19 protein-coding genes, 1 tRNA gene and 1 riboswitch are annotated in these 21,369 nt (G+C 38.2%); of the genes, 5 read left to right on the top strand and 15 right to left on the bottom strand.

Annotated elements, in window-relative coordinates; genetic code table 11:
- Positions 1 to 12 precede the first annotated feature (12 nt).
- Complete coding sequence (gene cobJ / locus ACKI5B_RS11215) at positions 13 to 792, bottom strand: precorrin-3B C(17)-methyltransferase (RefSeq protein WP_407428775.1); 780 nt, start codon at positions 790 to 792, stop codon at positions 13 to 15.
- A gap of 163 nt (positions 793 to 955) precedes the next feature.
- Here cobJ and ACKI5B_RS11210 point away from each other — a divergent pair, with 163 nt between their 5' ends.
- From ACKI5B_RS11210 to ACKI5B_RS11200, 3 genes are all read left to right on the top strand, one after another.
- On the top strand, positions 956 to 2,158 hold the full coding sequence (locus ACKI5B_RS11210; RefSeq protein WP_407428773.1) for a substrate-binding domain-containing protein: 1,203 nt from the start codon (positions 956 to 958) through the stop codon (positions 2,156 to 2,158).
- Between the two features lie 62 nt (positions 2,159 to 2,220).
- Complete coding sequence (locus tag ACKI5B_RS11205; protein ID WP_407428771.1) at positions 2,221 to 3,714, top strand: sugar ABC transporter ATP-binding protein; 1,494 nt, start codon at positions 2,221 to 2,223, stop codon at positions 3,712 to 3,714.
- Positions 3,715 to 3,724: 10 nt separating this feature from the next.
- Positions 3,725 to 5,386: an ABC transporter permease subunit gene (locus ACKI5B_RS11200; protein ID WP_407428769.1), complete on the top strand. Its 1,662-nt coding sequence runs from the start codon at positions 3,725 to 3,727 to the stop codon at positions 5,384 to 5,386.
- A gap of 45 nt (positions 5,387 to 5,431) precedes the next feature.
- Here the strand turns inward: ACKI5B_RS11200 and ACKI5B_RS11195 are convergent, their stop codons facing one another.
- Positions 5,432 to 6,409, bottom strand: a complete 978-nt coding sequence (locus ACKI5B_RS11195; protein WP_407428767.1) for a cobalt-precorrin 5A hydrolase — start codon at positions 6,407 to 6,409, stop codon at positions 5,432 to 5,434.
- 62 nt (positions 6,410 to 6,471) lie between these two features.
- Here ACKI5B_RS11195 and ACKI5B_RS11190 point away from each other — a divergent pair.
- A tRNA-Val gene (locus tag ACKI5B_RS11190) sits at positions 6,472 to 6,545 on the top strand.
- Here ACKI5B_RS11190 and ACKI5B_RS11185 read toward each other — a convergent pair.
- The 13 genes from ACKI5B_RS11185 to ACKI5B_RS11125 form a co-directional block, all read right to left on the bottom strand.
- Positions 6,536 to 7,015 carry a hypothetical protein gene (locus ACKI5B_RS11185; RefSeq protein WP_407428765.1) on the bottom strand — a complete coding sequence of 160 codons (480 nt, stop codon included), beginning with the start codon at positions 7,013 to 7,015 and terminating at the stop codon, positions 6,536 to 6,538. The genes ACKI5B_RS11190 and ACKI5B_RS11185 overlap by 10 nt on opposite strands.
- 4 nt (positions 7,016 to 7,019) lie before the next feature.
- Complete coding sequence (gene cbiD / locus ACKI5B_RS11180; RefSeq protein WP_407428763.1) at positions 7,020 to 8,216, bottom strand: cobalt-precorrin-5B (C(1))-methyltransferase CbiD; 1,197 nt, start codon at positions 8,214 to 8,216, stop codon at positions 7,020 to 7,022.
- Complete coding sequence (locus ACKI5B_RS11175) at positions 8,209 to 8,808, bottom strand: precorrin-8X methylmutase (RefSeq protein ID WP_407428793.1); 600 nt, start codon at positions 8,806 to 8,808, stop codon at positions 8,209 to 8,211. The genes cbiD and ACKI5B_RS11175 overlap by 8 nt, the downstream gene beginning before the upstream one ends.
- A 27-nt stretch (positions 8,809 to 8,835) precedes the next feature.
- Positions 8,836 to 9,819, bottom strand: a complete 984-nt coding sequence (locus tag ACKI5B_RS11170; protein ID WP_407428761.1) for a bifunctional adenosylcobinamide kinase/adenosylcobinamide-phosphate guanylyltransferase — start codon at positions 9,817 to 9,819, stop codon at positions 8,836 to 8,838.
- Positions 9,816 to 10,901 carry a nicotinate-nucleotide--dimethylbenzimidazole phosphoribosyltransferase gene (cobT, locus tag ACKI5B_RS11165; RefSeq protein ID WP_407428759.1) on the bottom strand — a complete coding sequence of 362 codons (1,086 nt, stop codon included), beginning with the start codon at positions 10,899 to 10,901 and terminating at the stop codon, positions 9,816 to 9,818. The genes ACKI5B_RS11170 and cobT overlap by 4 nt, the downstream gene beginning before the upstream one ends.
- 5 nt (positions 10,902 to 10,906) lie before the next feature.
- A complete protein-coding gene (locus tag ACKI5B_RS11160; protein ID WP_407428757.1) occupies positions 10,907 to 12,217 on the bottom strand; it encodes an aminotransferase class I/II-fold pyridoxal phosphate-dependent enzyme in 1,311 nt (436 codons plus the stop codon).
- A 15-nt stretch (positions 12,218 to 12,232) separates the two neighbouring features.
- A complete protein-coding gene (locus ACKI5B_RS11155; protein WP_407428755.1) occupies positions 12,233 to 13,255 on the bottom strand; it encodes a TRAP transporter substrate-binding protein in 1,023 nt (340 codons plus the stop codon).
- Complete coding sequence (locus tag ACKI5B_RS11150) at positions 13,248 to 15,095, bottom strand: sensor domain-containing diguanylate cyclase (RefSeq protein WP_407428753.1); 1,848 nt, start codon at positions 15,093 to 15,095, stop codon at positions 13,248 to 13,250. Before ACKI5B_RS11150 ends, ACKI5B_RS11155 begins: the two co-directional genes overlap by 8 nt.
- Positions 15,096 to 15,191: 96 nt before the next feature.
- Complete coding sequence (locus tag ACKI5B_RS11145; RefSeq protein WP_407428751.1) at positions 15,192 to 16,199, bottom strand: FecCD family ABC transporter permease; 1,008 nt, start codon at positions 16,197 to 16,199, stop codon at positions 15,192 to 15,194.
- Between the two features lie 9 nt (positions 16,200 to 16,208).
- Positions 16,209 to 17,345, bottom strand: coding sequence for an ABC transporter substrate-binding protein (locus tag ACKI5B_RS11140; protein WP_407428749.1), 1,137 nt, complete (start codon positions 17,343 to 17,345; stop codon positions 16,209 to 16,211).
- Positions 17,346 to 17,352: 7 nt separating this feature from the next.
- Entirely contained in the window at positions 17,353 to 18,231 is an 879-nt protein-coding gene (locus ACKI5B_RS11135) for a hypothetical protein (protein WP_407428747.1), read from the bottom strand.
- A 110-nt stretch (positions 18,232 to 18,341) separates the two neighbouring features.
- The gene (locus ACKI5B_RS11130) at positions 18,342 to 19,217 is read right to left on the bottom strand and encodes a sirohydrochlorin cobaltochelatase (protein WP_407428745.1); all 876 of its coding nucleotides are present in this window, start codon (positions 19,215 to 19,217) and stop codon (positions 18,342 to 18,344) included.
- Positions 19,218 to 19,245: 28 nt separating this feature from the next.
- A riboswitch (cobalamin riboswitch) is annotated at positions 19,246 to 19,386 on the bottom strand.
- A gap of 53 nt (positions 19,387 to 19,439) precedes the next feature.
- Complete coding sequence (locus tag ACKI5B_RS11125; RefSeq protein WP_407428743.1) at positions 19,440 to 20,600, bottom strand: hypothetical protein; 1,161 nt, start codon at positions 20,598 to 20,600, stop codon at positions 19,440 to 19,442.
- A 154-nt stretch (positions 20,601 to 20,754) separates the two neighbouring features.
- Between ACKI5B_RS11125 and ACKI5B_RS13430 the strand changes: the two genes are divergently transcribed.
- On the top strand, positions 20,755 to 21,369 hold a 615-nt coding region (locus tag ACKI5B_RS13430), incomplete at its 3' end, for a hypothetical protein (protein ID WP_486401676.1).

The raw sequence follows: 21,369 nt of genomic DNA, 5'->3' as shown, positions 1-21,369 counted from the left end.
GCAAATTTATTATTAAGATGAATGTCGAGTTTCAAATACATACCCGCGGGGAGTTACAAGCTTTTTTTCACCGTTAATTTCAAGAATTCTGGTCTGAGAATTTCCAATGAAAACAGTACAAAACATATCAAGTTCTGACTCAGCAAGTTCCTTTAAAGATAAAATTTTATATTCTTCACCTTCCCTGCCAATGTTACGCACATAAGCACACGGCTGATTTTCACTTCGATTTTTTAAGAAAATCTTACAGGCCTTAAAAAGATAGTCTATGCGCTTATGACTCATCGGATTATATAGAACGGCACAGAAATCTGCAGAAGCCGCTGCTTCCAGACGTTTTTCAATTTTTTCCCAGGGGGTCATTAAATCACTCAAACTTATTACACAAAAATCATGAATTAAAGGCGCTCCAAGCACTGCACCTCCGCTCAAAGCCGCTGTAATTCCCGGAATAATGGAAATCTGAATTTTTCTGCCTGAAGAACTCTCATATTCTGCGGCAATTTCATAAATAAGACCTGCCATTCCATAAACACCGCAGTCTCCGGAACATATCAGCGCAACAGATTTACCCTTTGAAGCTTCTTCCACAGCTAGACGGCAGCGTCCTTCTTCTTTACGCATTGAAGTTGATTTGAATTCTTTTTGAGGAAAATGTTCTTTTACTAGATTTGTATAAACTTCATACCCGATAATACAGTCACAATTTTCCAACGCTTTTACACATTGAATTGTCATCATCTCATATGAACCTGGTCCGATACCAACAACCTGAAGAATTCCTGTTTCCATTTTCAATCTTTCCTGATTTTAATTATAACCAGTTAAACATAATTTTTCACCGATAATGAAAAATTATTTGACTTCTAAAAATAATGCCTTAAACTTAAGTTGATAAATAAATCTGGTTCTTCAAAAAGAACCGTCTTTTCATAAATAAAGGAGGTATTATTTTATGAAAAAAATTATTGCATCACTTGCTGCTCTTACAGCAGTTGCAGCTGCTTTTATGAGTTGTAACGGAAATTCAGGTTCAAAAGTTCCTAACAAAGACAAACCGCTTGTTTTCTTCAACCGCCAGCCTTCTGACCCTCAGTCTGGACAGATTGACATGGATTCTATGAACTGGAATGACAAAACATATTATGTTGGTTTTGATGCAGCCGGTGGTGGTGCTGTACAGGGAAAACTCATTACAGACTACCTTTCAAGCGCAGATCCAGCTGTAATCGACCGCAATGGTGACGGTGTTATCGGCTATGTTCTTTGTATCGGCGATGTCGGTCACAATGACTCTAAAGCCCGAACAGAAGGTATCCGCCGTGCACTCGGAACATGGGCAGAATCAACTGATCCTGGCAAAGTTCAGGAAGGTAAAGTAACAATCAGCGGCAAAGAATTCAAAGTTGTCGAGCTTGAAGGCAAAGCTATGACAGGTACAGACGGTTCTACCTGGAATGCAAACGCAGCAACAGAAGCAATGGGCGGCTGGGCTACAAAATTCGGAACTGCAATCGATATGGTAGTTTCAAACAATGACGGCATGGCAATGGGCTGTCTTCAGGCTTCTAACTACCCTGCAGGAGTTCCAATCTTCGGTTATGATGCTAACGCAGACGCAATCGAAGCAATTGGTGCAGGCAAGCTTACTGGAACAGTATCTCAGAACGTAGATGCACAGGCCACAGCAACTCTTCAGGTTCTCAGAAACCTTCTTGATGGTCTTACAGGCGAAGAAATCGTTACAAACGGCATTACAAAGCCGGATGTTTACGGAAACCAGATTACAGCTGCTGTTGACTACGTTCCTGAAACAAAGGCTCTCCTTGCTCAGAACACAGGTGTAAATGCATCTAACTGGCAGCTTTATACAGCTGGAACCCGCGACAAAGGCATTAAACCGTCTGAAGCTCCAGAAAAGAAAGTTCTTCTTACAATCTACAACTCTGCTGATAACTTCCTTTCTTCTTCATATCTTCCTGCTCTTAACTACTATGCTCCATTGCTTGGCATTAAACTCACTGTAGTTCAGGGTGACGGTCAGAACGAATCAAGCTGTCTCGATAAGTTCACAAACTTCGGAAACTACGATGCATTTGCAATCAACATGGTTAAGACAAATTCTGGACGCGACTACACAGATAAACTCAAGTACTAGAACTTAAATATCGTTTGTCCCCACATTCGTGTGGGGATTTTTTTAACTAATCAAGGAAATCTATGGGCGAACTTGTTTTACAAATAAAAAACCTTTCAAAATCGTTCGGAAAGAACAAGGTTCTCGATGGAATCAACCTCACTGTCGGTGAAGGTTCCGTGCTCGGTTTAATGGGTGAAAACGGTGCAGGCAAATCAACCATGATGAAGTGTCTTTTCGGCATTTATGCCAAAGATGAAGGTCAGTTCCTTTTATGCGGAAAGCCTGTTAATTTTAAAAACCCTAAGGAAGCTCTCGAAAGCGGTGTTGCTATGGTTCATCAGGAATTAAACCAGTGTCTTGACCGTTCTGTAGCAGACAATCTTTATCTTGGCCGTTATCCAAAAAAATTCGGCGTTATAGATGAAGCAAAAATGCTCAAAGACAGCATCAATCTTTTTGCTTCCCTCAATATGAACGTAAACCCGCGCACAATCATGCGCAATATGTCGGTAAGTCAGCGTCAAATGGTCGAAATTGCAAAAGCAGTTTCTTATGATGCAAAAATTATCGTTCTTGATGAACCGACATCTTCTTTAACAGAAAATGAAGTTCAGAAACTCTTTCAAATCGTCCGTGATTTAAAGAAAAAAGGAGTTTCGTTTGTCTATATTTCGCATAAAATGGACGAAATCTTCCAGGTATGCGACGAAGTTGCCGTTCTTCGTGACGGTAAAATGATTATGCAGAAAACATCAAAAGAAACGGAAATGGGCGAGCTTATTACCGCAATGGTAGGCCGTTCGCTGGATAACCGTTTCCCCGATGTTGACAATGTTCCGGGTGATTACTGCCTTGAAGTCAATAATCTTTCTACAAAATACGAGCCGCATCTTGAAAACATTTCCTTTAAAGTCAAAAAAGGTGAAATTTTCGGACTTTACGGTCTTGTAGGAGCCGGACGAAGCGAACTGCTCGAATCACTTTTCGGAGTACGCACAATTTCTACAGGAACAATTTCATACGACGGCAAAAAACTGCACTTTGCAAACAGTAAAGATGCTATGGATCATGGTTTTGCTTTAGTTACCGAAGAGCGCAAACTCAACGGTATGTTCGGAAAAGACACAATCAAGTTCAACACGGTTATCACAAACCTCGAAAGCTATAAAACCGGCGGAATTCTTTCTGAACGCAAAATGGCTGAAGCGGCTGACCGTGAAATCAAACAGATGCACACAAAGTGCGTTTCTGCCGATGAACTTATCACCTCTCTTTCCGGCGGAAATCAGCAGAAAGTTATCATCGGAAAATGGATGGAGCGCAATCCGGACGTTTTTCTGCTTGACGAACCTACACGCGGTATCGATGTCGGAGCAAAATACGAAATTTACCAGCTGATTATCAGTATGGCAAAAGAGGGAAAGACAATCATCGTCGTTTCAAGTGAAATGCCTGAAATCTTAGGCATTACTAACCGGATCGCCGTCATGTCGAATCACCGTCTTGCCGGAATCGTAGACACAAAAACAACAGACCAGGAAGCATTGTTAAAGCTTTCTGCAATGTATCTGTAAAGGAGTACCTATGGAAGACAAAGAACTTAATGAATATTCACAGCGTCTTGCCGAACTGCGCAAAGACGGCGTAAACCTCATTTCTTCCCTCAAACAGGAAAATGCCGCTGCAAAAAGAAATAAGCTGCTTTCTCAGGAAGAAAGAGCAAATCTTATTTCGTCGAACAACGCAAAAATCGAAACTGCAAAAGGCGTTGCTGCACAGAATAAGGCAGAAATTGCAGAACTCGTTAAAAAAGCAGTTGCCCGCAATAACGAACTTTCAAAGACAGAAATTGCACGGGTAAACTCTGAACAGAACGAAATAATCGCAAATCTTAAAAGCGGTTATGAAGCAAAGATTGCAAAAATCGAAGAAGAAACCCTCGCACGCAAAAAACAGATTGTTGCTTCGTATGCCGGAAAAACCAGCGCAAAAGACAACGAAGACTGCAAGGAAGATTTACGTGTTGCAGAATACGAGCACAAATCTGCCCTCTTCGATGCAAAAAACAAATTTACGTCTAGCGTCGATGCAGCAAAGGCTGTTAAAAATCAGGCTTATGTTGATTACGTTCAAAAAAACCGTGCACTCCGTAACGGTCAGACAAACTTCAGGGAAGATTTTACACTTTCCGTTCAGAACTACATCAACAAATTCAAGATGTCAAAATTCCTTCTTGACAACGGCCTTTATCTTGCAATTTTAGTATTCTTTATTGTCTGTATCATTCTTGCTCCTCTTTCAGGAAGCGGAAACCTTCTTTCTCTGCCAAACATTTTTACGATTCTTGAACAGTCATCTGTACGAATGTTCTATGCTCTGGGCGTTGCAGGCCTTATCCTTTTAGCCGGTACCGATTTGAGCGTCGGACGAATGGTTGCTATGGGTGCTGTCGTTACAGGCCTTATCCTGCACCCGGGGCAGAACATTGTTACTGTGTTCGGCTTAGGACCATGGGATTTCACCGGTACTGCAATGTTTATCCGCCTTGCAATGGCACTCTTCCTTTCAATCTTCCTCTGCGTGGCTTTCTCAGCTTTTGCAGGCGTATTCAGCGCAAAACTCAAGATTCATCCGTTCATTTCAACACTTGCAACTCAGCTGATTATTTACGGTCTTTTGTTCTTCGGAACCAGCGGTACTCCTGTAGGTTCAATCGACTCACATGTAAAAGACATGATTGGCGGACGCTGGGTTTTGGGGACATTAGGCGGGGACTTAATCACCTTCCCTAAGCTCATTATTCCGGCTGTTATCGCAATCGCTGCAGCCTGGTTTATCTGGAATAAAACCACATTCGGAAAGAATATGTATGCTGTAGGCGGCAATGCTGAGGCTGCAAGCGTTTCCGGAATCAGCGTATTCTGGGTAACAATGGGCGTATTTATTATGGCAGGCGTTTTCTACGGATGCGGTGCTTTCCTTGAAGCCTTTAAAGCAAACGCTTCGGCTGGTACCGGTCAGGGCTACGAACTTGATGCAATCGCTGCCTGTGTAGTCGGCGGTATTTCATTCAACGGCGGTATCGGAAAAATCGGCGGTGCTGTAATTGGTGTAATCATCTTTACAAGCCTTACATACTGCCTTACCTTCCTTGGTATTGACACAAACCTCCAGTTCGTATTCAAAGGCTTAATTATTATTGCAGCTGTAGCCCTTGACAGCGTTAAGTATTTGAAACGCAAGTAAGATCTGCTTTTTTTAACTTTTAAAACACATATAAAGCCGTATCAATTAATCAACTGATACGGCTTTTTTTAAATCTTCCGGAAATTTCAGTTCTATTTTACGGATACCTGCTGCAAATGTCATACCATTTTTTACAGTTTTATGAATAATTATTTTTTCCGCCCCTGCAGCAAAAACAGAGCGTTCACATACATTGTCCGTACCTGTAACTTCAGAAACAAAATCTGAATGGCTTACATTCTGTGAAATCTTATTTAATTCCTCACAGGAAAAGGTTTCAAACTGGCAGGCAAATTCTTTAGAAAGCGAAAGAAGCGCCTTTTCATCTTTTTTTAAATCAATTGAAGCAATTTTTTCTACAGCGCGCCGGTCAATTTTATATTCTTCAAGCATTTCACAGACAAAAGATTTTAGTTCTTCTGCAGATTTACCTTTTTTACAGCCAATTCCAAGTACAACACAGCGTGGAATTAAATTAAGCATGTCATTTTTTATATATATCGAAACAGAAAACTTCGGAAATTCTTTATATTTACCGTCCGAATCAGAATCATCACAATAATGAAGTTCCAGTTTTTTTGCGGCAAATTCCCTTGCCTTCTTCATGTCATTGATTAAAAAATTATTTTTCGCTGCAAATTCATCAATTGCAGTTAAATTATTTACATCACTTGCAGTCGTTATTACAGGAACAGCTCCGGTTAAGCAGGCAATTTTTTTCGCAAGTTCATTAGCACCACCGATATGACCGGAAAGGACCGGAATTACAAAACTGCCTTTTTCATCCAAAACAAGAACTGCAGGATCAGTTGTTTTGTCACGAACAAACGGAGCAATCGCACGCACTGCAATTCCAGCCGCCCCGATAAAAACAAGCGCATTTCCTTTATGGAAGTAAGATTTAACCCAGTCAGAAAGTGAAACTGAATTTTTTTTTGTTATGGAAGCACACTGAATCAGCTTTTGAATCCTCTGTGCCAGAGAAAATCCTGCTTCTGTAAATGTGATGATATGAATCTGCATATTGAACCCTTGACAAAAAATCAGTAATTTTGATATTATCTTTTTCATCATCAGCACTGTCTGCGGGGTTAGCTCAGTTGGTTAGAGCATCACGTTGACATCGTGGGGGTCAGTAGTTCGAATCTACTATTCCGCAAAGAGTGCTGATGATTTTTTTATTTTATCCCAATCCTGAAGTTTTCTGGTAATTTCTTCCTTTTCATTTTCATACTCTGCTATTTCCTGAATCAGCTTTTCTTCTTTTTCAAAATCAGTTGTAACAATTTTTTCACGCTGAGCTTCTTCAATGAGTAAATCAAGTTCTTCACGACGCTTTTTCATCATAGTGATTTCTTTTGGAGGGCGGCCCCCTTTTTTACCATTTTCTTTGCTTGCAGCCTGTTTTGCACGGCTTGTAGATTTTCCATTGTAAGAATAAAGTGATGAAATCCAGAACCTGAGGGACTTTAACTGCTGAGCCATTTCAAATTCAATATTCTGAAGATGATGGGCCTGTTCATCTTCCCTTCCCTGCCCTTTAGCAATCTGATTAATAATTGAAATCTGATTCTGTAAATCTTCAAGAGAAGAAATTGCCTTGTATATCTGTTCAGTTTTTTTTGACATAAATCTATTCTAACCTAAGATTTTGGGTTTTTGCAAGAAGTCCGTGCTCTTTTGTGAACAAAATAACTTCAACTTCAAGCTGATTTTCACTCCATTCAATCATCTGCTTCTGAATTTTATCAGCTATTGCCTGCATTATAGCATTTTTACAAGCAGCAGCTTCCTGATAAGAGTCCAGAATATTTATCATCTGTTCAGTTGAAATACATGTTTTTATCTGATTTTCAATGCAAAAATAATCTGATTCACAAAGGTATTTTTTTGCTGTTTCCAGAAATATTTCAGAACGTCCGTCTCCATATTTAGAATGGGTATTCTTTCTGCCGCCTGCAACTTTTATTAGCTTTCCAATGTGCCCGCAGAATATTATTCTTTTAAAACCTGTCTTAACAGCCATTTGGACTGCATCATAGACAAAATTTGAACAGTGAACTGCCGCATCTAACGAAATAGAAAACTCCTTCTGAAGAAATTCACAGCCATAATTGCCGGGCACCATGAGTAATGTGTCATTATTTTGAGCCTTTCGCACATTCATTTCAACCTGAATTGTATCCAGTAAAGCCTGATCGCTCATCGGTTCAACAATTCCGCTTGTTCCTAAAACTGAAATACCGCCGGTAATTCCAAGCTTTGGATTAAAGGTCTTAGAAGCAAGCTCTTCACCTTTTGGAATTGATATTTCTATTTCAAGCGGAAAAGACCGGCCGTTTTTGATAAGTTCGTTTTTCACACTCTCTAAAATCATTTTCCGGGGAACAGAATTAATTGCATATTCGCCTGGTTTCTGATCTAAACCCGGTAAGGTTACTTTTCCGACTCCTTTACCGCCTTTTATCTTTATAACTTCTGAAAAATCTTTTTCGGTAAAGCAAAAATCTGTTACCATATTTTGTGAAATTCTGGTTACTTTAGAAAAAATATCTATGCCATTTGTAACATCAGGATCTGTACCGCTGTACTTTTGAACAGAACAGGAAGCATAATCTTCTGTTATAAACTGATTTTCAATTTCAATACAGATTTTAATCCCTTTAGGAGTTGTTAAAATTACATATTCAACAATTTTCTGAGTTAATAACATTCTTGCCGATGCTATACTTGCAGCCTGGGCACAGGTACCTGTTGTAAATCCAAAATCCGGTTCATCCGTTTTTTTGAGAAGGAAAAAAGATTTTTTTAAATTGCTTTTTTTAATCATTTAAATTATATAAAAGGGCATTACAGATTGCAGCCGCCACATTACTTCCGCCTTTTCTGCCCTGATTTACAATAAAAGGCACTCCGGCTTTCATAATCATTTCTTTTGCAGCTACAACATTAACAAAACCAACAGGAACACCAATTACAGCAACTGGCTTATAACCTTTTTCGATAAGGGAACATAATTCAAAAAGAGCAGTTGGGGCATTTCCGACAGCAAAAACCAGCGGCTTTTCAATTTCAGAAGCTTTCTGCATACTTACAGCAGCACGGGTCAGATTTTTCTCTTTAGCTTCAGTAGCAACATCGTCATCTGCCATAAAACAGTGAACTTCCCCTCCGTACTTTGCGAGACTTTTTTTATTAATTCCGGCTTTTGCCATATTTGTGTCTGTTATTATGTCCGCTCCGTTTTTAAGGGCATTCTTTATGATGTTTATAACTCCATCTGAAAATTTGAGGGTTTTAACATATTCAAAATCAGCTGTTGTATGAATAACACGCTTGATTACAGGGGCAAGTTCAGCTTCAAGCACAATATTCTGCTCTGTAAGTTCTTTTTCAATAATTGAGAAACTTGTTTTTTCAATTTCTGAAGGTGCAATATTTAAAATAATTTATTTTATCCTCCCTGCAATTCCGCAAAAGACTCTTGTTACTATAGCATTTTGAGCGATTTTTTGAAGGGCAATGCCTGTAATTTCACGCAGTTTTCTTTGAAAAGAATCAACAGGCACAACTCCGCAAAAAATATCATCACAGATAATTATCTTTACACTTGTATCAGAAAAATCTGTCTTTATCTCAATTCCATTTTTAAGACAATACGCAGCATAATTTTCGTAATGTGAAATGCATTTTTTTGAAAAATCAGGCAGACTTTTTTCTGAACACACACAAATATCACCATCAGAAAGTGCAAATTGAGATTTCACCCATTCAGTTTTTCCCTGATAAGCACCGCCGCATACAAGCTGGAGCGTAAAGGCAGAAGGCTTCAGTTTTTCTTTTTTAACATCTCTATGTTCAATTTTCTGCTTAGAAACCATTTCAACCACCCTGTCACTTTTTTCTGCAACAAATTTTTCAACATCAGCAAGAATTTTCCTGTACAGCTCTGTTGTTTTATCATAAATTTTTCCGTCATTAAAGATTGTATCACTTACAAAAATCACGGAAGAGGCATACCTCATAAGGATTTCAAGTTCTTTCTGAATTTTTCCGGTAATTTCTGACAGAAAGCCGGACTGATTCTGAAATGGCCCGTCACTTTCAAAATCACTTTCTTTACAGAACATTTCATTTGCCGTAAGAGCAGTTAGGCTGTCAAAGAGTACAACACTGCCTTCTTTTAATTTAACGGCTTCTTTTTCAATATTTCTGCCGCATTCAACTGTTTCAAAACCTAAATCTTTACGGTCTTCACGGTGTTTTTTTATGCGAAGCTCATCTTCACTGTCACAGGCAATCATTGTTGCAAAATAAACAGGCTCAGCCTTTTTACCGGTTAAATACGAATATTTTTCTGCAAGTTCACAGGCCAGTTCCTGCGCATAAGAAGATTTTCCGTTTTTACAGCCGCCGGTTACCAGAACAATCATTTTTGTGTCCTCAGCTCTTCCAGATAACTGTCATTAATCCTGGCTTTTTCAAAACTTGCCATGTCATTCATAATTACACAGGAAGAATCCATTATTTCAAAGGCCAAGGGACAGCCGCTTCCTTCTCCAAGCCTCATTCCAAGATTCAGATATGGAACTAAAGAAAGTTCTTCTATGGCAATTTTGTATCCCTTTTCTTCGGATACATGCGACGCAAAAAGATAATCACGTACATTTTTGTTTAATCTGAAAGCACATAAAGCTGCTACAACTGAAATATAACCGTCAATAACAACCGGAATCCTGTTTTTTGCACAGCCAAGAAAAACTCCGCACATTGCAGCAAGATCAAAACCGCCGACACATGAAAGTACATCTATTACATCAGAAGAATCCGGCTTATTTTTTTTAATTGCCTTTTCAATGACTTCCTTTTTATGAGCCAGCATTTTATCCGTAATACAGCCGCCTCGTCCGGTAATTTTTTCCGGAGAAGTTTGTGTTAAAACCGAAAGAACTGCCGTTGAAGTTGTGGTGTTTCCAATTCCCATCTCCCCGACACCTGCCACATTTACTTTATCCTCTGCGGCCATATCAGCAAGTTCAATACCTGTTTTTACTGCCTGTTCAGCTTCCTCTAAAGACATTGCCCTTCCATGTAAAATTGAATCAGTGCCTTTCCTGATTTTTCTGTTTAAAATTTCCGGACAGTCATAATCACACTTTATTCCGACATCAACAACCTGAATTTCATTATTAAAATGAGCCGCAAGACAGCTCATCCCTGTGAGGTGTTTTGTCATATTTACAGCCTGACTTGCCGTAACGCTCTGAGGTGCCGAAGAAACCCCTTCCTGAACAACTCCGTTATCAGCACAAAGAACTATAATCCGTTTTTTAACAAGCGAATTGTGCAGTTTTCCTGTAATTCCGGCAAGTTTCTGCCCTATTTTTAAAAGTTCTCCCATACTTCCAGGCGGCATTGCAAGATTAGACTGGTATTTTTCTGCTTCCTTTACAGGTTCCTGATTTACCGGAGAAATTTCTGAAAGTGTTTTCTGAATAAAATCTTTTGCATCCATAATTTTTAATTTTTATAATTTTTTAAATGGTCAATTAATTTTTCATTTTCTTCATGGTTTCTGACTGCAATCCTGTAAAACTTATCTGTAAGTCCTGTAAAATTAGAACAGTTACGTATAAGAATGTCCCTTTGTAAAAGAAAGTCATCCAGTTTTTGAGTCTTGCAGTAAATATCTTTGAATAAAACGAAATTAGCATCACTTTTAAATACTTTAAAACCTGATTTTTTTAGATTTTCAGAAAGATATTCCCTCTCCTTTTTAATAAGATTTCTGGTTTCACTCAGATAACCGGAATTTGAATCACTTAAGGCAGCAATTCCTGCCGTCTGTGCCGCCTTTGAAACATTCCATTCCGGTTTTATAAAATTTATTTTCTGCAGAAGAGATTCGTTAGATGTGACAATATAACCAAGTCTAAGGCCTGCCATTGCATAAATTTTTGTAAAGGCATTCAAAACTATTAAATGCGGATTTTTATCAATAAACCTTAAAGCTGATTCACCTTTTTTCTCTGTAAAATCAATAAAACATTCATCAACAAATAGAAAAATTTCACTTTTTTCGCAGTATTCAATCAGTTTTTTAAGAATAGAAAAATCAGCCATTCTTCCGGTTGGATTATCTGGAGTGCAGAGAAAAATCATGTCAGGTTTTACATTTCTGATTGAATCAAATATATCTTCACCTAAAATAAAATCATCTTCCTCCGTAAGAACATGCCTGTTGATTTTTGAATAACAAATTTTCAACGCTTTTTCATATCCGTAAAAAGCAGGTTCAATGATTAAAGCACTTTTCGGCATAATCGCATGCACAGCAAGTGAAATCAACTCACTGGCCCCGTTTCCAAAAACAATATTTTTTTTCTGAATTCCTTCCCGTTCTGAAAGATTTTCACGAAGAAGCGTGCAATTCTGATCCGGATAACGCTCAAATTCTAAAAACGAAGACTGAAGTGCATTTTTTACAGTCTCAGAAAGTCCTAAGGGATTTGTATTTACAGAAAAATCATATTTAATATCAGAAAAAATTTCTCCTCCATGGTGATATTCAGTAAAATCAATTTCATTTCTGGCAGCCCGCAAAAGATTCATAATCCGCTCATAATTTTCGGGTTTATGCGGAAATGTGCAGTCCGTGCAGCGTTTTACAAGAGTTCCGTTTTCTTTTTTAATGAAAGAAGGATTTCCAGGGCAGACTTCGCGTGTATATAAAGGACAATAACAAAACAGACAGTTAAAATCCCCCTGCAGATTATGGCAGGGGAAAAATTTACATTGTCTGTTTTCAAAAAATTTTGAGGAAAATTCCATTGTGAGCAGGATTTTTTACTTTGCAGCAGCTGCTTTCATTTTCTGCAAAAGTTCTTCACCATAAATATTGGTAAAAACATCCATAACACTGGCTGTAGCTTTCTTAAATTCTTTCAAATCTGGAGAAGTTACAACCATTCCCGCTTCACTCAGTTTAGAAACATAAGATTCAGTCTGCTCTTTTACAAGCTGGCGGTCATAATCCTGAGCTTTTTTTGCAGCATCAAGTAAAATCTGTTTATCGTTATCAGAAAATTCATTCCATAAATCTTTTCTGATTACAAGCGGCATTGCATCATAGCTGTGATTTGTTATAGAAAGATACTTCTGCTCTTCATAAAGCTTACTGTTGTATATAACTGGAATAGGGTTTTCCTGAGAATCAAAAAGACCTTCTTTGAGAGCTTTTTTGAGTTCATTAAACGGATACGGCTTTGGAGAAGCTCCTAAGGCAGACATTGTTTCCATTACGATTTGATTTGGCGGAGTCCGGATATTAAGACCCTTCATGTCAGCAACTGATTTTACATTTCTGTTTGTTGTTGTAACGCATCTGAAACCATTATCGTAATGAGAAAGAACAATAATTCCGAATTCTTCAAGAGTTTTATTAACCTCGCTGACTAAATCCCCGTCCATGAAAGCCCAGGCTTCATCAAAATTTGAAAAAAGGAACGGCATTGCTGAAATTCCAAGTTTTGTAGCATAAACCGCAAAATTTCCGGCACTTGAAACAGTCATATCAACCTTTCCGTTAATAACGCCCTCGATTAATTCACCGTCTCCGCCGAGTTTTCCGTCTGGGTAAAGCTCAATTTTAATTCTTCCATTAGAATTTTTTTCGACTTCCTCTTTAAAAAGAAGCGATGCCTTTCCACGCGGATCTTCAAGATTTGTTGAAAAACCAAGAGAAATTGCTGCAGAAAGTTCTTTTGCAGTGTTTTCAGTTTGTGGTTCCGCTTTTGTTTCGGCCTTTTTATTGCACGAAGCAAAAAGCAGCGGTAATGCACACAAAAAAATGAATTTTAACTTATTCATAGACAGATTCCCCCTTTGTTCCCATTTCTTCAGAATATATGGCGAAATTATTTTTGCCGGAATTCTTTACATTATACAAAGCGATATCAGATTTTTTAAACAGATTTTTGAAAGATTTTTCCTGTTCCGGGAAAAGCGAAATTCCTATACTTGGAGTAATGAGAACTGAACATTCTCCGTTTGAATAATCTTCTGCAAGAATATCTTTTAAAATACGGGCCTTTTCTTCAACAATAGCTTTTGCATTTTTTACGGTGTTTTTCAGGCACAAAAATACACAGAATTCATCACCACCGATTCGTCCGATAAAGTCTTTTTCTGAAAATACAAGTGAAAGCTTATTTGCCGTATCACAGATTGCCTGGTCCCCAAATGAATGACCGAGTTTATCATTTACCTGTTTGAAATTATCAAGATCTATTATATACAGCGCACCTATAGTTGATTTTTCGTTTTTAGAAATATATTCAGAAACAGATTTTTCCATGTAGACTTTATTAAGAAGCCCTGAAAGTAAATCCGTTTCTGCCTGAATCTTTAATTCCTGCTCATGTACAACCTGTGCATTAACATTAACAATATTTCCAATGAATTTCAGCGGATTCTGATTTTCTTTATCATAAATTACAGTTCCAGAAAGACGGTACCAGACATATTCATTTTCTGAGTTTAAAAGACGCAGTTCTGTACTGTAAGAATTTTTACCGGCCATAATTGATCCGGTAAGCCGTTTAAGTAAATCATTTTCTGTTTCATGAATTTTAGAAGAAATTCTGTCAAAATCAGAAAGGGGAAGCTGTTTTAAATTTTCACCGAATAAGAAAACTGTATTGCCTGTAAACTCTATAACTTTATGTTCAAAATCATATTCATAGATTAATGTCTGAGAATTTTCAGAATTTATTGCATAACGGGAATTATCACGTTCAATCCGGGCTTTTTGAATGACAAGCCTTGAAATAAAGACCGCAATAATTACAAAAATTGCAAGCATTATTAAAATGAGAGTAAGTGTTATGCGTGTAATTTTTGACTGCTGGGAAAGAACATAGTCTGCCGTTACACTTGAAACGACATACCAGTCATTCATTCCAACCGGCGTATAAACTACAATCCGGCTTTCATCATTCAAAGAAAAGCTGAAGACTCCTGTTCGGTTTGACTGAACATCGTTATAAATTGCACTTACCTGTGAAATGGAAATGGATTTGTTATCAGTAAAAAAATCAAACCAGTTATCAACAAAGCAAAGACGGTTAGGACTTTTTGTTGCAACCAGAATAGAACCGTCTTTATTTGAAAGGATTGAATAACCTTCACCGTCAAATGTATCAACAGAAAAAATATCATCAAGGACAGAATAAGCAAAAGTACCCGTGATAACACCGACTATTTTTTCATTTTGAAAAATCGGAACCGCAAGTGTAAGAACTTTTTCGCCGTCTTCATCGACTGAAATTTTTGACGAAATCTGAGGGCGGCCTTTCATTGCATTTTTGAAATAGTCTTTCATTAAAATGTTGCCGGAAGATTTTCCGTCATAGTTGATGGTCATGCCGCTGGAGTTTGCAACTGCAATCCGCTTAAATTCTCCTACTCCCTTTGTAGATATAATAGTAGCTTTTACGGCATTATAATCATCCATGTTGATGTTCTGAAAATAACGTGCCTGAGATTCAAGCATAAAAAGCTGGTCATTTAATTTTACACGAAATGTACCGGCATAAAGAGAACCTGTTTCTTTAAGGAAATTTCTTGAACTTTCAGATACAGTGCCGTTTACAGCCTTTTCAAACCAGAATAAAGAAACTGAAGCTGCAGCAACGAGAACTAATGCCATTAAAAAATAGGATGTTATTTTAAGCCGTTTTATCTTCAATTTAAAAAATCCTTTCTAAACACTTATTATATAACATAATCTTAAAAATTGCAAAAATTATCTTTTTCGCTTTATCAGCATAAAAATCACAACAGGGGCACCAAAAATTGAAGTCACGGTGCTTATACTCATCTCAAGCGGAGAAAAAATGCTGCGCGCAATTAAATCGCAGATAAGACAGAATACCGTTCCTCCTAAAAACGAAGCCGGAATAATAACAAGCGGTTTTGAAGTTTTAAAAAGCTGTTTTACTAAAAAAGGAACTGCTATTCCGACAAAGGAAACTGGACCTGCAAAGGAAGTAACACAGGCAGAAAGCACACTGGAAAGCAGAATCAGTAAAGGCCGGAAGATTTTTGTATTTACACCCATTGTTCTGGCATAAGTTTCACCAAGCTGGTAAGCCCCGATTGGTTTAGCCAGCAGAAATACCAGAAAAACAGTGACAAAAATTATTAAAACAGATACAGCACAGTCAGATAAAGAAAAGCCTGCAAAACTTCCTTTGCTCCAGTTGTGAAGATTAACAATATCTGAGTCCTGTGCAAAAGTAATAAAAAAATCAGTTACAGCAGAAGTGATATAACCAATCATAATTCCTGCTACTAAAAGTGAGCCGATGTGACTGATTTTCTTAGAAACAAGCAGAATAAAACCTGTAGAAAGAAGGGAGCCTGCAAAAGCCGCAAAAACTAATGAAAAAGAGCTGAGTACAATATTTTTCTGAAGAAAGAAAATCATCGTCATTGCAACGGTCATTTTGGCGCCGGAAGAAATTCCTAAAACAAAAGGACCTGCTATTGGATTTTGAAAATAAGTCTGAAGCAGAAAGCCGGAAAGTGAAAGAGCGCCGCCCAGAACTGCTGCCATAATCATGCGGGGAAGCCGGATTTGAAAAACGATATTTGCTTCCTGCAAAGAATATGAACCGCTTCCGGAAAGAATTTTGAAAATCGATTTTAATTGAATCGGAACAGAACCACAGCAGAGCGAAAGTCCTGAAAAAAACAGAAGAAGAAATGAAAATATCACAAAAATCAGCAGCGTACGGCTTTGTTTTAACATAATTACATGCTATTCCAGATTTTTTAAAAATTCCAGTTCATCGGTTTTATCTTCCATGATGTTCTGTAAATCTAGAATAATTTCTCCGATTTTGTCTGTTGCCTGATAAATATAACTGCCTGTCACCCAGACTTTGTTGGTTTTTACTGCCTTAAAATCAGCAAAAAGCGGATTTTTTATAATCAAATCCTGCTTTGAGCGGATTGTATTGTCAATTGATGAATTGTAAATCAGAATATCTGCTTCAGCCGCTTTTGCATAAAACTGTTCTATTGAAATCTGAATCGAAGGACTGCGGCTTTTTTTTATATCCGAAAAAACATAAGAAGCACCCGCCATTTCCATCATTTTTACGATATAATCATCACTTCCTCGGATTACAACCATGCCGGACGGAGTAACATAAAAAAAGGCAGCCAGAGGGCGTGAATGTGTTGATTTATTTTTTTTATCCGGCAGTGACTGTATCTGTTTATCAAAAAAATCTTCGGCTTCAGGTAATTTCCCTGACAGAAGGCCGTAAACTTTAATCCATTCAAGGCGGCCTAAAGGATGTTCTTCATAACTTGATTTATCGACAAAAACCGTAATTCCAAGTGCTTCAAGCTTTTCTGAAATTTGAGGTGAATGATAAATCATCGTAGATTCAATGGCAAGCGGACATTTTTTATCAATAAGAAGTTCGAAGTCCGGTGCATTGTATTTACCGGCATAAATTATTGAACCGTTTTGCATGGCAGTAACAGCATCATCAATATACCAGTCTTTTTTTTTAATCGAAGAAAACTTCAGTAAATCAAGAGAATTAAGCCTGGCAAAAAAGGACATTGCCGAAGTTGCTGCAAGATAAGTGTTTTGAACGGGATAATTTATGATTTTAATATCTGCGGGAAGATTTTGAGAAACTTCCTGGCTTTCAGGAACAAGTAAATATCTGTCACTATCAGAAACTGTAAGAAGAATGGCAGATTCTCCATAAAAATCCGCACGAAAGGCTTTTGCATACTTTGTTTCAAGCGTATGTGAATAAGTAAGCCCTTCAAGTTCCGGGAGAGACTGTTTCTGAATCTTCTTTGCACAGGATAAAAAGGCACCTGAAAGAAGAACAAAAGCAGTTAAAAAAATGAAAGAAAATTTCTGTTTCATTTTGAAATTATTTTTTCTTTCCGGTCATTTTGAAGCGGACAAAAACTACGCTCAGAATAACAAGAGCTGCCCAGACCAGCAGGATTATATCAGATTTAGAAATGGAGCCAGCTTTTTTTGCAGAAGATTCGTCAAATTCAAGATAGTAAAGAATTTCGTGCGGCTTACTCATTGCTAGAGTGTCCGCAAAAACAGGTATTTTTTTATTAAAAGCATTAACCGGAATATAAAATGTTGAGTTTCCGCCTTTTTCAAGAATTATTGAATCAGCATCAAAACGCTGCCGGTTTACTTTCATGTAATCGTAATTTGCACTTGACCACTCAATTTCAGCCTGTGCAAGTCCGTTTTTTACAGTGATTTTTGCAGGACTTTTAACCTGTGCTTTGCCGCTTCCTCCAGAAAGTTTTACATTAATCAAATAAGAGCCGTCTTTAAGGGAAGATTCCTGCTGTTTTACAGCAGTAACCGTTAAAAACTCTTCCGGAAGGCTTGAAGCGTTAAAAAGAATGTCGCGGTCATACCATTTTAGTTTATTTTTGCTGAATGCGGCACATTTGACAGCTTTGTTTAAAGCCGTTACAGGAAACTCAAAACAGACAGCACCCTTTTCGTTTTCAAAAGGAAGGATTTCCCCTTTCCCGTTAGAGTCACTTGCCTCTAAAGCAGTTCCTGCAAACAGCTTTGTGTAAGACTTTCCCCCCATCGTAAGATGAGCTTTCATCGACTTTGCACCATTTTCGTCTTCGGTTACAAAAAGTTTTGCTTCTGCAATTCTGAACATGGAAGAACTTGATTCTACTTCAACAGAATATTCTCCGGCAGAAATGTCTTCTGCAAAGACCGGAAGCATTTCTTCTGTACCGACTTTTTTTGGAGCAATCACTTCATCTCCGGAAGCCACCTGAGAAAAAGCAAATTGAAAATTAAAAATTGAAAATTGAAAAATAAAAGCCAAGAAAACTGATTTTCGCATGGGGGAATCCTATATGCAGATTACAGTGATTCGATTGCTGCTTTTGTGTGAGCAACGTAAATCTGCTGAATTGTTTCGTCCTGACCAAGACCTTCGAGTACGCACTCAACTTCAAAGCCTGCTGCCTTAAAGATAGATTTCCATGAATCATCTTCGTCGCCAGCCATGTCATTGTTTGCATGGTCTCCTGCAACTACCATGAGAGGAAGGAGAACTACTTTTTTGTAAGAACCTTTTTCCTGAACTGCTTTAAGTACATCTTCTACACTTGGAGTTGCTTCTACAGTACCAATGTAATAATTTGCGAAGCCTTTAGAAGAAAGAACTTCCTGCATTTTTGCATAAACTGCATTTGATTCAGCTTCTGTTCCGTGACCCATAAAGCAGACTGCTGTTTCGCCGTTATCGAACTGCTTTGTTTTTGCAGCGATTGCATCTGCCACGGCAGAGAAATCTTCATCAGAAGAAAGAAGCGGCTTAGAAAGAACAACCTTATCGAATTTGCTTTCGTATTTTGCAAGTGTTTTCTGCAAATCTGTGTATTCAAAACCGTTCATAAGGTGAGTCGGCTGAACAACGAGAGTTTTAATTCCTTCGTTTGAAGCACGCTCAAGAGCTTCGTCTACATTGTCGATTGAAAGATTTTCGCGTTCTTTAAGAATATTGATGATTGTGTCTGCGGTAAAAGCGCGTGCGACTTTGTAATCAGGATTAGCTTTTGCAATTGCATTTTCGATTCCGCCGATTGTAAGGTCGCGTGAAGAATTGTAGCTTGTACCAAAGCTTACAACCAGAATTTCCTTGTCATTTGAAACTTTGTGACAAGATGTGAAAACTGAAGCGAAAAGAACACCTGCGCCAAGAGCAAGTGCGGCCATTTTTGAACATTTGTTCATTTAAAAACTCCTTTGTCTCGAAGAAGACTTTTTATATTAATTTAGGGCTAGTGTCTGACTCTGCTTTCGCATCACAGTAGCGGCACTGTTCAGGATTTTCACCTGATTCCCAATTAAGCCCGCCCCCAGTCAGAACTGTTATGCCGGCACCCAAAATCATTGAAAAGTTTAACGTATCGAAGAAAATATTGCAATTATGAGCAGAAAATCAGTTTCTAAAACTTATTCTCCAATTTTGAGTTTTGCCGTAACAGGGACTGTCCAAAGCCAGCGGTAATCATTATCAGAAATTTCTTTGTAGAACATATCCCAGCCGGCTGTAACCGTCCATTTTTCAAATTCCAGCATAAAGCGCGGATAAAATTCCCATGTATCAAAAGATTTAGAAGAATCACAGGTATTAAAAGCAGCATAGTATCCTGCCATCGGTTTAAGTGCCAGGATTCCATAGACCGGAAAATAAACCTGCAGAGCTGAATAAAAAGGAACCATATTTCCTTCAACAGAATGACCTGCCTCACTTTCGCTGGTAATTTTTACGCTTCCTATTGCCGGACGGAATGCAAGTGAGAAAAGATTTGAATTTTTCATCTCTTTGTTTGAATAATTTGCAACAGTTTTAAAGACAGAGCTTGAAACATAAGGAACAGTATTATGACTGAAAGCCATAAAAACCGAAAAATTCTTAAAAATTCCAAAATTCTTTTTTGAAAAATCTAGTGAAAAACACTCAGAAAAATCTTTTTCAGAAACTGAATTTACATCTGCTTTTCCGTCTGAACTTCCGTCAGAATTTCCGTTTCCTGCAGCAGAATACAGAACATTTGCACCAAGAGTAAGCGGAACTTCCTTTGAAAGGCTGGAAAAATTATAGGAAACGCTTGCGTTAAGCCCCCAGTCTTTTTTAAAAGCTACATAGCTTTCTGTTTCAGGGAGAGCAAGTCCAAAAGTAAAACCGTTAACTTCTGATTTTACTCCTATACCAGTTTTTCCCCAGCGGGCAGATCCGGTATAAGTTTCTGTAAGGGAAAAATATCCGCCTGGAAGGTAATATGAATAAAGCTTTCCGACTGCGATTTCAAAAATCCTGTTTCCGAAAGGACGCACTTTTGCATAAGCCCGCTTGATTTCAACTTTTTGAGATTCATTTTCCTTTGAATCAGTTGAATTAAGTCTGTAATACAATTTTCCGCCTAAAGTAACATAATCGTCACTCATTGTTGATTCAGCCAAAAAATACGCACCTCCAAACTGAACATCATCAGTTTCATCCCTATCAATAGGAGTAACTGAAAAGGTAAGGTTTGTATTGTTTTTGAATTCTGAAGAAAAAGCAGGATGGATTAAAACCCCTGCGGCAAGTGTTAATAAAAGTTTTTTCATAATGTGAAGGATAATGCACAATTAACAGTAAAAACACAAGGGTTCAAACTTTTTTTTCAGATAAATCTGTCTTTACAGAAACGACAAAAATCTCTAAAATGTCAATATGACATTTTTTAAAAAAGTGTCAGAATATTTTAAGGAGTTAAAAATAATGAAAAAGACTGTCGTCACAACAATTTCTGCGATTATGTCAGCAGCCGCTCTTTTTGCAAGCGGTGTCGAAAACAAAACAAACATGAGCACCGGCTATCTTCGTAACCCGAGCCGCAACACAGAAAACACCCGCCCGGAGGCTTCTTACTACAATGTTGCAGGAACTGCTTTTATGACAGACGGTCTTTATGTCGAAGCTGGAAACCAGTTTGTTTTCAAAGAATATGGCAACGAAATGAAAACCGGCAACACCCTTTCTACTTCTGGAATCAACGACTATTACTCAAATGACGAGACAACCGTCTGGTTTTACCCGGACGCAGACTTTGTTTACAAGCACAAAAATTTCGCAATTTTTGGAAATTTCGGCGTTTATGCGGGCGGCGGCTCCCTTGAATACAGCGAAGGCACTTCCGCCACGACATTGCTTTTTGCAGGAGCGGCAAAAACAGCAGCGACAGCGGCAGCAACTGCACTAGCAAACTCTCAGACTGCACAAGCTCAGGCATACGGTGCGGCAGCAACAAATTATCTCGGAGCCGCAAACAATCACTCGCTCAATGTCACATCAATCACCTATGGCGGTCAGCTCGGAGTTTCATATCTTTTCCTT

It is taken from the genome of Treponema sp. (assembly GCF_045657965.1).
In the GTDB taxonomy this organism is placed as follows: Bacteria; Spirochaetota; Spirochaetia; order Treponematales; family Treponemataceae; genus Treponema_D.
This window is presented reverse-complemented; position numbering and strand designations above follow the sequence as displayed.

Excerpts from the sequence above, each read along its gene's own strand:
- cobJ (WP_407428775.1), bottom strand. The coding sequence starts at position 792 with ATGGAAACAGGAATTCTTCAGGTTGTTGGTATCGGACCAGGTTCATAT.
- ACKI5B_RS11210 (WP_407428773.1), top strand. The coding sequence starts at position 956 with ATGAAAAAAATTATTGCATCACTTGCTGCTCTTACAGCAGTTGCAGCT.
- ACKI5B_RS11205 (WP_407428771.1), top strand. The coding sequence starts at position 2,221 with ATGGGCGAACTTGTTTTACAAATAAAAAACCTTTCAAAATCGTTCGGA.
- ACKI5B_RS11200 (WP_407428769.1), top strand. The coding sequence starts at position 3,725 with ATGGAAGACAAAGAACTTAATGAATATTCACAGCGTCTTGCCGAACTG.
- ACKI5B_RS11195 (WP_407428767.1), bottom strand. The coding sequence starts at position 6,409 with ATGCAGATTCATATCATCACATTTACAGAAGCAGGATTTTCTCTGGCA.
- ACKI5B_RS11185 (WP_407428765.1), bottom strand. The coding sequence starts at position 7,015 with ATGTCAAAAAAAACTGAACAGATATACAAGGCAATTTCTTCTCTTGAA.
- cbiD (WP_407428763.1), bottom strand. The coding sequence starts at position 8,216 with ATGATTAAAAAAAGCAATTTAAAAAAATCTTTTTTCCTTCTCAAAAAA.
- ACKI5B_RS11170 (WP_407428761.1), bottom strand. The coding sequence starts at position 9,819 with ATGATTGTTCTGGTAACCGGCGGCTGTAAAAACGGAAAATCTTCTTAT.
- cobT (WP_407428759.1), bottom strand. The coding sequence starts at position 10,901 with ATGGATGCAAAAGATTTTATTCAGAAAACACTTTCAGAAATTTCTCCG.
- ACKI5B_RS11160 (WP_407428757.1), bottom strand. The coding sequence starts at position 12,217 with ATGGAATTTTCCTCAAAATTTTTTGAAAACAGACAATGTAAATTTTTC.
- ACKI5B_RS11155 (WP_407428755.1), bottom strand. The coding sequence starts at position 13,255 with ATGAATAAGTTAAAATTCATTTTTTTGTGTGCATTACCGCTGCTTTTT.
- ACKI5B_RS11150 (WP_407428753.1), bottom strand. The coding sequence starts at position 15,095 with ATGGCATTAGTTCTCGTTGCTGCAGCTTCAGTTTCTTTATTCTGGTTT.
- ACKI5B_RS11145 (WP_407428751.1), bottom strand. The coding sequence starts at position 16,199 with ATGTTAAAACAAAGCCGTACGCTGCTGATTTTTGTGATATTTTCATTT.
- ACKI5B_RS11140 (WP_407428749.1), bottom strand. The coding sequence starts at position 17,345 with ATGAAACAGAAATTTTCTTTCATTTTTTTAACTGCTTTTGTTCTTCTT.
- ACKI5B_RS11130 (WP_407428745.1), bottom strand. The coding sequence starts at position 19,217 with ATGAACAAATGTTCAAAAATGGCCGCACTTGCTCTTGGCGCAGGTGTT.
- ACKI5B_RS11125 (WP_407428743.1), bottom strand. The coding sequence starts at position 20,600 with ATGAAAAAACTTTTATTAACACTTGCCGCAGGGGTTTTAATCCATCCT.